This window comes from Providencia sp. 2023EL-00965 (assembly GCF_033550225.1).
Taxonomy (GTDB): domain Bacteria; phylum Pseudomonadota; class Gammaproteobacteria; order Enterobacterales; family Enterobacteriaceae; genus Providencia; species Providencia manganoxydans.
Window position 1 is genome coordinate 96,490 of the sequence record NZ_JAWUEH010000003.1, and the last position, 11,841, is coordinate 108,330.

Here is an 11,841-nt window from a genome sequence, read left to right on the forward strand (position 1 = left end):
AACTTAGCAGTTCTTACTGACCAAGTTGGGATTGTACAAATTTTAATGTCTGCTCATGCCGTAATTTACAAACGACATTTTGGTTCGCGAAGACGCCTGAAAACGTTTTCGCCTGCTCTTTCGGAAGTTGTTTGATCCAGCGAACACCAACAACCCATTCTGAAAGCTCTTCATTGTCAGCGTTTTCGTCTGGGTATTGCGCTTTTAATCCGGCAGAGAGAAGAGGAACATTTGAATCAGTAATGAAATCGCGAATCATAACTGCTGATTTGGTTACTTCTCCAAAACCGACATAACCACATCCCTTCATGTAAGCATAAATTTTGTCACCAACTGCAAGTCGCTTAAGCGCAGATGAATACACTTTCCCTTGACCTGCGCCAATGAATCCAAATTTTCTATTATCATCCCAAGTTCTATATTCGCATTCACCTACATTCACGAACCAACTACCAGTCCAATCATCTTGACTTGAAGCAATGACTCTTTGCTTAACTTCTTTTCGTTCAATATAATCTTTAGCCTCCGGTAACGGAATAATCGTTTCAGGCTTAATAAATAGCTCCCCATTGGAATCAACATATGGAGCCAAGCGAGTGCATTGAATGTCTACACCATATTCTCGCAACCATAATACTGCTGAGATGACTTCCGAATTGAACTCCTTTGAGGCCAAGATAATATGCTGTTTAGTGTTAAGTGACGTGATATCAGCATCGATAAATTGCTCAATTTCTTTTGTTGCATCAAATTCTGATTTACCTAAATACGACGCGTATTGCTTAAAAATCTCACTGGGTAAAAGGCTTGAGCAATACGATGCATATTTTATTGCCTGCCATTCAACGGACGAGCCTGAATCATCCCTTTTTAGTTCTACAATAACAAGTGCTGCCGATTTATTCACGCAAAGCAAATCAAGACGCTTGTTGGAAGTAAGGGTGACCTCTTTTCCAATAACAAGGAGTTCCTGGCCTAAAATAGTTGGACTTTTTTCGATCCACTCCTGAATATCAAAGCGTTCCTTTAGCCCAAGCTCCGAAAAGCTTGTTGGTTTTAGTTTGATTAATGACTTATTTTCTACATCAACACGAAACATTGGTTATATCTCCTTTCAGAGGTTTCCCCCTCTTGAATATGCCATACTTGGCACGATAAGGCTGCCAAAGATAGTACGATAGCTCTGCTTTCCTCATAACAGAACATCGGGGGTTGATTGGAGTTCCAGTAAATAAGGAATAAAAAAGATATTAATTTTCATTTAATTCTTCATTACAATATTGACGATGTTCTTCCAAGTGAATTTCTAATGGCCAATGTCGTTTATCACTTGGTAATCTTAGTTTTTGCCCATCAAGTTCTGCATATTCTGTTCCAGCTAACAAATCAGATAACCTAATTAACATTTTGGAATCAATCCAAAGCAAGCCTCGGTCAAAAAGAGTATGAATGTCTGTTTTAAGTAACAATCCATGCTGGACTTGGGTGTGCCAGAGGCCTTCATAGGGAATTATATGAGCAGCCTCTAATAACACTTGGATAGAACACCCTGTCACAGCGCACTTACCCTCATAAGCTTCAATCAGCTTTCTTCTGAACGCTGGCTGGCCTTGTCGAATAACAACTTCACGTAAAGCTTTTAATCGGGAATCAACTTCTTCTTCAGATAAATCAGCAAATAATTCATCCCTAGCTTCCACAACTAAGCGATCACATTGCCTAGGGGAAATAATGCGCTTTGGCGTTTTGCCATCATCACTAATATCCCAAACTCCATGAAGCTCCTGAACATATAGCTCATATCTTGTATTTCTCAATTTTCCTGTACGGAATAATAAGTCATATGGGCTGCCCTGATCAGAACGTGCATTTTTGCGGCTACCAAGATATCTATATCTGGCCTTGCTGTTAACTGTTAATGCATCTAATTGAATACGAACTTCAGATTCCTTTAACGGAGCATTGCTATTAAGAATCCATTTGACAATATCCACTGCTGAAGCAGAACTAAGCTGAGTGACAGCATACCAAACACGAAGTTATTGAGGATGAAGCATTTCTTCAGGAATAATCCCCGGAATGTCTGCTACATAAGTTGAAAAGTTATGAAAACGAATCCATTCTCCCCATTGCCGAGAATGAGTGCTAATACCAGTTCGATGGGGCTCACGTTTTCGTATTTCATTGTTAAATTCCTGACGGCTAGGAGCGCGGCCAAGTTTTTCATAAAGATCATCACAACAGTCCCAAACCGCCCGCACTAGCAAGCCAGTTGGATAGCCATTTTTATTTAATTCCATAAGCCCCTCTAGCAAAAATGAATTGAGCTGAGTAATAACAGATTCCGTTACGACGTTCACTATAATTCATTAACGCAACTGTAGCGAATGACAACTATCAAATTAAAGTGTATGGAAGGTTGTGAGTGCCAAACCTTCCAACACAAAATATCCATTCTATACATCACTCATGCCTCATGCCAAAAATCAGATCGGTAAGCAATAAAATAGGCGCCTTCAATAACTTCGTCAGCTGAACGGGTGGGGTAATACTGGTTTCACGGCAAGCAACACCGCCACACAATCCATAAATAATTTATGCGCCATCAGCGCGATAAGGATCTGACATGAAAAACGAACTGCTGGAAGTTGTCATTGCAATGCGCGATTACATCGACGCGCTGCCGTCTGATGTTGTGTCACGTTTGCCTGCAATGCCAGGGTTCGACCGCGATTGGGCTAATGAAGTGATTGATGCGGCGCAGCGCGCTGAAATAAGCCAAACGATCAGCGCTCCGGGTGCTGTGGCGTTCCGTGAACAGATCGTGAAATATGTCGGCGGTCTGGGTAGCTCCGTTATCGCACAATCCGTGGTGGAAGCCATTTTGAGTGCAGCTAAGCGCTCCGAAGCGAAGGATGCCAAAGCATGAAAGCATTATCTATCCGACAGCCGTGGGCATGGCTTATCACTCACGGCCACAAGGACATCGAAAACCGCAGCTGGAACACCCACCAGCGCGGACCGGTGCTCATTCACGCCAGTGCGCAACTGGCATCCAAAGCCGACATGGAAAAGGCGCGGGAGATCCTGCGCGCCAAATATGGCGATTCCCTGATGCTGCCTGAAAGAAAGTATTTATCTTACGGCGCGATTGTCGGCGTAGCCACAATCACAGGCTGTGTCGAAGAGAGCGAATCTCCGTGGTTCTTCGGGCCGAAAGGCTTCACGCTGGCGGATGCCAAGACGCTGAAGCCAGTGTCTATTCGCGGCCGACTGAGCTTTTTCGAGACTGGCCTTCGTCCACATGCGGTATTCAGCTTGCTCGTACCTAATGAGCATACGGATGATACCGAAACCAAAGCAGCATGTTTGCAGGGGGAAAGGGCATGAAACTGTTTCCTATCAATTTCACCGACGAACAGGTACGGGCAATCCACAGCGGCCAGAAGGTGCAAACCCGCCAACTGATCAAAGAAATCTGCCTCGATACCTTCCCGGAATCCCTGACCAAACGCCAGCGCGCGCTGGTGGATAAGGTTTTGCCCCCCAAGTTTGGGCCGACGTTTTTCTGTCGTTTCGGGCATGTAGGCGATCGGTTGTGGGTCCGTGAAACCTATGGCGATTGCGGTGTGCGACTGGTCTATCGTGCAGACCTTGAAGATGGCTCAGCCAATAAAGTTAAACGCTGGTTTCCGGCGCAGCAAATGACGCAGTTTGAGTCGCGAATTACGCTGGAGATTACGGCGGTTCGTATTGAGCCCCTTCGCGACATCAGTGATGCCGATGCGCTGAGGGAAGGCTGTTCTATCAGGGATACCCGCAGCGGTGACTGCCTGGCCGATGTGTTCGCCCGTAAGTGGTCGGTTATCCACGGCGTTGACTGCTGGGAGGCCAATCCGATGGTTTGGGTGATCGACTTCAAAGTCGTGGAAGATGCCCGATGAGCCGCCTGGTTGTTGTGACTTTGCTGGAAGACGGCGGGGAAGAGCATGTTCACTTGCCCGTGGGGGATTTGGGCACGGGTGGCGGCTATACGACTCTGTGCGGCCTTGATGGTGGCCTGAGCGACACGGCGATGGAAACCAAACCCGCACCTCGTGGCGCAAAAGTTAACTGTCCCAATTGCTGGGCAATCTTCAATACCTGCCGTTCGTTCCGGGCAACTGACTTCGATTCGGCTGTAAAGCAGGAGTAATACCCCATGCAGGAAAAAGACATCGTTCACGAGAATGGAAAATTTTGGGTGTTGCGCGATAAAGATGCTTACTGCGTGATGAAGTCCGGTGTAACCCACTCCGAGGGGGATAGTGCTTATGCACTCACTGAAGATGGTCTGAGCATTGCGATCGCACGCTGCGACTATCTGGCTGGCCGGGCTGAAACGACAGAGCGAGTGGGCTTCGCCAAGACCCTGCATTTCTACATGACTGAAGCTTCTGCCTGGTTGTTGGAAGAGCGACGGGAATACATTCAGCGTGTGATCGTTAAAAAGCTGGTTGTCGGTCTGGCCGACATGGCGAAATGGTCGCCGGAGTGCGCTGCTGAGCCGGGTTCTGCTGAACTGAAGCAGATGTACTCCGAAGGGCTGGCTTTCTTCACTGAAAAGGGATTCCCTGCTAATGGGCAAAATTGACAAATACCAGATTCAAGACCTGAGCCGCCTCCGGAATGAAACCGGTGAGCTCGCGCGCTGGGTTATTCAGCTTCAGACAGACCTGGACACTGCGCGCCGTGAAAAGGCCTCTGTGGAGGCGGAACTATACAGGGCAACAGCGCCTATGCCGGTGGCGGAGTATCAATACCGGTATAGTTCTTCCGATCGCAGTATGTGGAGCGCCGGCACTCCATCCCTAACGAATCGCTGTACCAACGTATGCGGGCTATTCATACCGATGGTTCATACCAGTTCCGTGAGCTGTTTGAAAAGCCACATACCCTCTAATTGACGTAGCAAAACAGGAAATCGTAATGGCAATGACAGTAGAGCAGTTAAAAACGCGCGCTGCGGCATTTCGTCTGGAGGCGTTGCGCTGGGAAGACATGGGCTATTCCGAGCAAACGAAACGGCTGCGGGATAATGCTGATGCTTTGGAAGAGCTGGCCGAACTGAAGGAAGCGCCTCCATTGGGTTATGCCGAAAACGGCAAAGGCTTCATTTATCCGGTTGACCGTGCCGATCGCATTACAAACCCGGTGCCGGTGTTTGCCGCTCCACCAGCGCTGCATATTCCTGTCGGGTTTATGCTGGTACCGAAAAAACCGACCGACGAACAGCTGCGGGCGATGCTCGCAGTGCAGTGGCCTGCGATCTACCGTGAACACCTTCGCCACCCAGACAACGGGCCGAAGTCAGCGAAAAAGACTGAAGACGACATTGATGTCGCTACCCGTCAGTATGCTGCGGCGATGTGTGCTTCACCTGAGGCGGATCTGCCTACTGAAATCAAGCAGAGTTAAAAGCAATGTCAGTAATTCCCGGAAGGTGAACCCGGTGTTAGACTCAAAAATTCAAGCGTTAAAGTACCGTGTTCTATCTTTCTGAAAATTATTGGGGTTGTTAATCATGCCAATTGCAAAAGAGAAGCCAGCGGAAAATCCAATTCTCCAGGATCTGGATTTTTTCATTGAAGACCGTTCGGGTATTTGGGTCAAACAATGGAAGTCTGGCGGTGGGTGCTGTCCGGCCACTGATGAAGAAGTTGTGATGTGGAATTTGCTGGTAAAACTAACCGATCAGTAGATGTTGGCTTAAGCCACCCGCGCGCTGATGAAAGTCAACTTATACAAAAGGTAATGACGATGAAAGTAACTGAAACCAAGGTGATGAGCCTTGAGATCAGCGAGCTTCGGGACTTTGACCCGATCCGCGTGGTGACTGAAAACTACGGGCCTGGGCGTGGCCGAATCACGATAACGTGTGAGGGCAAGGCGTGGACAGGCTCCTGGTTCGCAATGAGCGACCGCTCCGTTGAGCAGTTTTTCTGTGACTGCGGCAATGATTACCTGGTCAATTGCATGGCCGGTAACGTGAGCAGCGAAATCGACAATGACAATGAGGCGAATATGCGTTTCATGTTCAGTGAAGTGCTGCGCCTGCGCCGGGAAGGGGAGTTATCCAAAGACCAAGCCCGTGTGTGCTGGGAGGAAATCGACGGATCTGACGATATCAAAAGCACAGTCTGTGCCTATTCTTCAGTGATCAGTGAGGTGCCATACTTCAGCACTGAACCGTGGTACCTGCCGTGGCCGACGGTGCCGAACCCAGTCTTTATCCGCCTGAATAGCATGTTTGACATCGTTCGGGCTGCACTGCAACAGCACCTGGCTTTGGCCGGGCAGTCAGAGGAAACGATAGCATGACCGAACGTGAGCAGTTTGCCAAAGATAACGCCATGTCGATGGACTTTGTGAATTGGTTCTTCGACAACAAAAAAGACAGCTGTGGCAACGTCTGGTTTATGATGGCTGCGGCCATGTGGGAAGGGTGGAAAGGGCGGGCGAGCCGAGAGGCTCAGGCAGTTCAAGTAACAGAACGGATGGCGCTCGACTTTCATCACGCCCTGACTGATGGCAGTATCGGCAACGACGAACTAGAAGAAATCAAGGTCGGTCTACGTGCTGCTCTATGCAATGTCGCCGTTCCACCAGCGCCAGCAGTGCCAGATGCTGTCGATTATTCAGATCTCGACACTACCAGCCAAGATAGAGAGGTTATCGAAGCTATTGCTGAGTGCAAAGGCTGGAACGCCTACCGCACCGCATTGCTTGCTCAGCCTGTAAGTAGCTGTTACACGTTAGCAGACGATGCCCGGCGCATGAATTGGCTGGTGGCGCATCATGTTGCGGTTAGAAAACCGCTTCGCTATGGAAGTGAGGCTATGTTCACAGCCCAAACCATAACCGATGAAGAGGATGATCATCACGCCACTAAGCTGCGAGAACAAATTGATGCAGCCATGAAGGCTGAAGCGGTCAAAGTACAAAAATAACACCTCTCCTTCTTTTTCCTACTTCCCCCAGAAAGTCCTGCTTATGAAGTGACCCCATTATGTCGGGCTTTTTTTAATCATTAACAGCTGATGACCTGTACGTGAGGATATCAAAATTCCCCTTATGTATACTGAAAAAATACGTTATTTTATTGTCTTTAATTAAAGGTATTAAAAATACTATTTCTTAGACTTTTCAGCTTGATCAGCCAATCTTAGGTTGATACGTATAATTATCAAAAATCACCAAGTATTTATAAGCAATTAAAGGGTTTACATATGAAACGGATTTTTTTTATATCGCTAACATTGATATTAAGCCTCAGTGCTACTGCTAATAATTTGCCTGTCAAAAGTGAGCAATCCTTGATATCTAAACTAACAACCCTGGCAAACAATGGCGATGCTCTTTCTCAACAAGCTTTAGGCAATGTATACCTAGAGGGGCGGCTAGTCGAAAGAAACCCCGAAGAGGCGATTAAATGGTATATGAAATCAGCAGAACAAAATAACCCTGAAGCTCAAGCTCAGGCTGGATTTTTTTACTATATGGGCTATGACGGGAAACGAGACTACTCAAAAGCTTTGTATTGGCTAAAGAGAGCGTCTGAGAACGGTTCTGGCCAAGCTGACGTAGTTTTGGGCTCTATGTACATGGTCGGTGAGGGGGTGAAGCAAAATGAAGTCTTAGGTATTAAATACCTTCAGTCAGCCTCGAGCAGAGGAGTTAAAGAGGCTGCTGATGTACTGGCAAGGTTAAATAATCAAACTGAAAATGGTAAAAGTACAGTTGGAATAATGGATGATAAACCATTAAAAATACTTAAAAGGGAGGCTGAACAAGGAAATGACCAAGCTCAATATGGCCTTGGCTCACACTATTATAACAGCCATAATTATGAGGAAGCTTTTAAATGGTTTGAATTATCGGCCAAGCAAGGGAATGCCTATGCTCAATTGCAATTGGGATTTATGTATGGTGACTCAAATGGGTATGTCAAAGAAGATTATAAAAAATCAAAATACTGGTTTGAGAAATCAGCAGCGCAAGGAAATGCAGATGCAAATTACTTTCTCGGCTTGCTGTATTTAACAGGTAACGGAGTTGAAAAGGATAAATCAAAAGCTAACAAACTATTTAAGAAGTCATGTTCGCTTGGAAGTAACAAGGCCTGCGATAGATTAGAGGAATAACAATATAGTTACCCCATTAAAAAAGAGTATTTAAGCGCATGATTTAACAGGTTTAATTAGGTTTATAACATCTCACTAGTAATAGGGAATTTAAAATGGGATTCTTCAATAAGATATTTTCCAGACCAAACCGTAAACCTCTGGTAGATAAGAAAATTTTGAGTAACGGAGCGCGATTAAACGATGCCGAAGTGGATATCCTCTTTATAATTAAGAATGGCGATGTTTTGTATGTAAACCATGAAATAGAAAACCTCTTTGAGGTCGATCGTGGTGGTGACCGCCTTTTCAAAGGTCGCGTAGTGAACTACAAATACTTAGGTGAAACAACAAAGGATGAAGTGCAAGTCTTTATTGGCTTTGATGAAAATGACGCCTATATAATGTTCACTCTACAAGCTAACTTACAAGATAGATTTGAATTTGTTGGGCAATCTTTGATGCGATTCTTTTCCAGCAATCGTATTAATGGTGTGTTTTCGTGGGAAGGATATTCAGTTCAGTATGAGTACACATATAAATTATATAATAAAAACAGTACAAATTTTCTGATTAACGCCAACCAAACCTTTGGTTATTTAATTAGTGAAGATACTTTCGAGCAAGGGGAAGGGGATTTGCTGAAGGAAAAATTTTGGCATACCAAACAAACTACACATAGTGAACCTGAAGCACAGGTGTACTGTTACCCTAAAACCAATACTGAATACTCTGTGTCTTCAAGTTGCATTAAAAGCGATAACGAATCAGCAAATAAAATATATGAACAAGGTGTTGAATATCTAAAAATAGCTGATTTTAAAATGGCCTTTAATAATTTTAAGATTGCATCTAAATATGGACATACTTCAGCTACATTCAATTTGGCACTAATGTATAAAAATGGAAATGGATGTGATTATAGCTATGAAGATTCCATGCAATTGTTCATAAAATCACAAGATGAAGGACATCAAGGGGCTCTGAGGCACATAAAAGAACTGGTAAAAGCTAAGGAACTGTCTGCCGACCTATCCAACTACCCTCTGGTATTAAATGAAGCAAGTCACTTACATGACGGAACTGTTTTATACTTCTTTTATTTCTTCTTAATTAATAGCTTAAGCGAAGGTGATATTGTTAGCTGGATAAGATATGAGCTCGATTGTGCATCTATAGGTAATGAATTAGCGCAGCAATATGTCCATGAAATATCACCCAACAGTGAGTTCTATCGAAATGGAGGGGAGGAGCTGACCCCTAACGCATCGCTTTTTAGTGACATTTTTGATCATGTCACCATACCTCTTAGAAAAACGGAGGACTTTAGCGATATAATCAAGTTAAGGTGCAATCTAGTTAAAAATCTATTCAATCATATCTTTAACAAACACTTAGATTAACTCTTCCATCTCTCTTAGATACCTAGCGCTGTAAATTGTTAGTTTTTGCTAGGTTTCTTGTGCAGTAGCCTATTTATAATTGTAATGACAACGACATTACACTCTTATATACTTAGCAGAATAAGCAATTAATTGGGAGGCATATATGGCAACTCAAAATGATGTAGCGGTAACACGCTCATCTCTGAACCTGAGAATTAAACCGGAAGACAAAATCCTGATCGACCGCGCCGCAAATGCGGTAGGCAAAAATCGAACTGAGTTCGTTCTGGAAGCCGCTCGACGAGCTGCTGAAGAGACACTGGCGGACCTGCGGGTTATTAACGTCAGCCCCGAGGTATACCAGGAGTTTATTAATCAGCTTGATGCCGCACCAAGGAACAATGAGGCATTACGAAAAACATTGATGTCTAAATCCCCTTGGGAGAAATGACATTGAAGCTGACAGCACCCGAACCCCTCAAAACAGGCCATTTGCTGGAAGGCTTTTCATCTGGTGAAGAGGCTTTAGATCTCTGGCTAAAAAATCGGGCCATGAGTAATCAAAACTCAGGAGCTTCACGAACATTTGTAACCACTTCTGATAACCAAGTGATGGGGTATTATGCCTTGTCTTCCGGGATTGTGAGCACCAATCAAGCTGTTGGCCGATTCCGCCGCAATATGCCTTCTGACATACCAGTCATCCTTCTCGGTAGACTGGCAGTGGATACAAGAGCTAAAGGGCTTGGAGTTGGAAGGGGATTGGTCAAAGATGCCTGTCATCGTGTTATTCAGGCCTCTGGGCTGGTGGGCATACGAGGAATAGTGGTCCACGCTCTAACTGATGATGCTAAACGCTTCTATGAACACATTGGTTTCGTCCCTTCACCACTTGACCCTATGATGCTAATGATAACACTCGCCGATCTGCAACTCGCAATGGGTATTCATCCAAACTGATCAAGCCCGGAATGCAGGGCTTTTTTTTCGTCACCCGCCTTACTGCTCGCATAATGAAAGCACCTTTTTCACGATCGAGACACCGCAATGACAACTCTTAACTGGAAACCGAGCGAAAGCCGTTGGAACCAAGGCGAGCAACTTTATTTGGGTCAATTTAAGATCGGTTCAGCTTACTACGATGCGACGCATACGCGTGGGCAGGAGGCTTATGCTACCCGTTGCAGCCTGCCAGGCCTCAAAGGCGATCTGGGACATTTCCCTGATATGGCCGCAGCCAAAGATGCCGTTGAAAAGGCGGTGGCCTTCTGGCTGAGAAGAGCTGGGCTGCAATTCTCCGAAGCAGTCAACACAAAGGCTAAGCCATAAACCAATAGCAGAGTGTTGCTGTCAAAATCGAGAGGCCGTAATGACTTTTAAACAAAGCCGCGAATTGCCCAGAGGGGCGGGCATTACCTTTATGTTCTTGCTGTTCTCTTCTGGAGTGGCATTGCTCTTCGGGACGGGATGGCTGATCACCACCGTTATGAACGGGCTTGATGCTTTCCCTTATGCGCTCCGAGGGTTTTCTTGGCAATGGCAACCTGAGCCCGGTTGTCTGACCATCATTGATGCCCCAACAACGTTTTGGGGATACCTCGTTGCTGGTGGGGCGGGATGCATCACATTGCTGTTCATCTGTGTGTTCATTGGCATGAGTCTGTTGTCAATCCATACGCTGTCACAAGTCATCAATAAGCAACTTGACGGCCTGGATAAATTCGGGATTAAGTTAATCTCACGTTTGTTCAAGAAGTAAGATCAGCGAGTGCGAACTGAGCCCGGCAATGTCCGGGCTTTTCTTTGCCAGCAGTCAAAAGCCGGGATAATGGTCCTATAACTAGGAAAACAAAATGCTAAAGTAGCGCTTATTCAGTAAAATGAATCCAATATAAGTAAATTAGTTGGCTGATCATATTGATGGGAAACTCCATGTTAACAGGGAAGTACTCAATCAACTAGATGAAATTTAGGGAAATTTTGAACAGGTGGTATTGCAATCCCATTTTTGTAGTTCTTACTTTTTACTCATCTGACATTAAAATGAGCTAAAAAATACTGAACACGCTGAACTATGGGACAAACCAGTGCCCAGTCAATGTTTAGATAAAATGAAAGCAATGTGCGTTGGAACAACTTTAAAGATAAAAACCTGATGAAATGATGGAAATCGGTCACAACCGAGCATTAAAACAGCAATATAGTTATTTGATATTATTTGTAAAGAGAATGCAATGGCTGTAGAAAGTCAGAACGCGTAGGTCGAAAATAGAAATAACATATTTACAAAGAAA

General features: G+C 45.0%; 18 protein-coding genes. 15 read left to right on the forward strand and 3 right to left on the reverse strand.

The genetic code is table 11. From position 1 onward, the window contains the following. Window positions 1-13 precede the first annotated feature (13 nt). From SC428_RS05555 to SC428_RS05565, 3 genes are all read right to left on the reverse strand, one after another. Complete coding sequence (locus SC428_RS05555) at window positions 14-1,099, reverse strand: hypothetical protein (RefSeq protein ID WP_042847135.1); 1,086 nt, start codon at window positions 1,097-1,099, stop codon at window positions 14-16. Between the two features lie 151 nt (window positions 1,100-1,250). Then, a complete protein-coding gene (locus tag SC428_RS05560) occupies window positions 1,251-1,994 on the reverse strand; it encodes an HNH endonuclease (protein WP_318706257.1) in 744 nt (247 codons plus the stop codon). 45 nt (window positions 1,995-2,039) lie between these two features. Next, a complete protein-coding gene (locus tag SC428_RS05565) occupies window positions 2,040-2,300 on the reverse strand; it encodes a hypothetical protein (RefSeq protein WP_318706259.1) in 261 nt (86 codons plus the stop codon). A gap of 326 nt (window positions 2,301-2,626) precedes the next feature. Here SC428_RS05565 and SC428_RS05570 point away from each other — a divergent pair, with 326 nt between their 5' ends. From SC428_RS05570 to SC428_RS05640, 15 genes are all read left to right on the forward strand, one after another. After that, on the forward strand, window positions 2,627-2,929 hold the full coding sequence (locus SC428_RS05570) for a hypothetical protein (protein ID WP_042847133.1): 303 nt from the start codon (window positions 2,627-2,629) through the stop codon (window positions 2,927-2,929). Continuing rightward, window positions 2,926-3,390: an ASCH domain-containing protein gene (locus SC428_RS05575; protein WP_052219369.1), complete on the forward strand. Its 465-nt coding sequence runs from the start codon at window positions 2,926-2,928 to the stop codon at window positions 3,388-3,390. The genes SC428_RS05570 and SC428_RS05575 overlap by 4 nt, the downstream gene beginning before the upstream one ends. After that, entirely contained in the window at window positions 3,387-3,944 is a 558-nt protein-coding gene (locus tag SC428_RS05580) for a hypothetical protein (RefSeq protein ID WP_042847132.1), read from the forward strand. Before SC428_RS05575 ends, SC428_RS05580 begins: the two co-directional genes overlap by 4 nt. Further along, window positions 3,941-4,195: a hypothetical protein gene (locus SC428_RS05585; RefSeq protein WP_042847130.1), complete on the forward strand. Its 255-nt coding sequence runs from the start codon at window positions 3,941-3,943 to the stop codon at window positions 4,193-4,195. Before SC428_RS05580 ends, SC428_RS05585 begins: the two co-directional genes overlap by 4 nt. Before the next feature lie 6 nt (window positions 4,196-4,201). Next, the gene (locus tag SC428_RS05590; protein ID WP_042847127.1) at window positions 4,202-4,633 is read left to right on the forward strand and encodes a hypothetical protein; all 432 of its coding nucleotides are present in this window, start codon (window positions 4,202-4,204) and stop codon (window positions 4,631-4,633) included. Between the two features lie 335 nt (window positions 4,634-4,968). Further along, complete coding sequence (locus SC428_RS05595) at window positions 4,969-5,457, forward strand: hypothetical protein (protein WP_166268109.1); 489 nt, start codon at window positions 4,969-4,971, stop codon at window positions 5,455-5,457. A 106-nt stretch (window positions 5,458-5,563) separates the two neighbouring features. Continuing rightward, on the forward strand, window positions 5,564-5,740 hold the full coding sequence (locus SC428_RS05600; RefSeq protein ID WP_162762197.1) for a hypothetical protein: 177 nt from the start codon (window positions 5,564-5,566) through the stop codon (window positions 5,738-5,740). Between the two features lie 59 nt (window positions 5,741-5,799). After that, window positions 5,800-6,360, forward strand: a complete 561-nt coding sequence (locus tag SC428_RS05605) for a hypothetical protein (RefSeq protein ID WP_052219368.1) — start codon at window positions 5,800-5,802, stop codon at window positions 6,358-6,360. Then, window positions 6,357-6,989 carry a hypothetical protein gene (locus SC428_RS05610; RefSeq protein WP_052219367.1) on the forward strand — a complete coding sequence of 211 codons (633 nt, stop codon included), beginning with the start codon at window positions 6,357-6,359 and terminating at the stop codon, window positions 6,987-6,989. Before SC428_RS05605 ends, SC428_RS05610 begins: the two co-directional genes overlap by 4 nt. Window positions 6,990-7,268: 279 nt before the next feature. Continuing rightward, window positions 7,269-8,183, forward strand: a complete 915-nt coding sequence (locus SC428_RS05615) for a tetratricopeptide repeat protein (RefSeq protein ID WP_042847118.1) — start codon at window positions 7,269-7,271, stop codon at window positions 8,181-8,183. 95 nt (window positions 8,184-8,278) lie between these two features. Further along, the gene (locus SC428_RS05620; protein ID WP_042847114.1) at window positions 8,279-9,565 is read left to right on the forward strand and encodes a sel1 repeat family protein; all 1,287 of its coding nucleotides are present in this window, start codon (window positions 8,279-8,281) and stop codon (window positions 9,563-9,565) included. A gap of 145 nt (window positions 9,566-9,710) precedes the next feature. Further along, on the forward strand, window positions 9,711-9,998 hold the full coding sequence (locus tag SC428_RS05625) for a DUF1778 domain-containing protein (RefSeq protein ID WP_042847112.1): 288 nt from the start codon (window positions 9,711-9,713) through the stop codon (window positions 9,996-9,998). Between the two features lie 2 nt (window positions 9,999-10,000). Next, on the forward strand, window positions 10,001-10,507 hold the full coding sequence (locus tag SC428_RS05630) for a GNAT family N-acetyltransferase (protein ID WP_373370580.1): 507 nt from the start codon (window positions 10,001-10,003) through the stop codon (window positions 10,505-10,507). A gap of 87 nt (window positions 10,508-10,594) precedes the next feature. Continuing rightward, window positions 10,595-10,876: a hypothetical protein gene (locus tag SC428_RS05635; protein ID WP_042847108.1), complete on the forward strand. Its 282-nt coding sequence runs from the start codon at window positions 10,595-10,597 to the stop codon at window positions 10,874-10,876. Window positions 10,877-10,916: 40 nt separating this feature from the next. Beyond that, window positions 10,917-11,306, forward strand: a complete 390-nt coding sequence (locus tag SC428_RS05640) for a hypothetical protein (protein ID WP_042847106.1) — start codon at window positions 10,917-10,919, stop codon at window positions 11,304-11,306. Window positions 11,307-11,841: the final 535 nt, after the last annotated feature.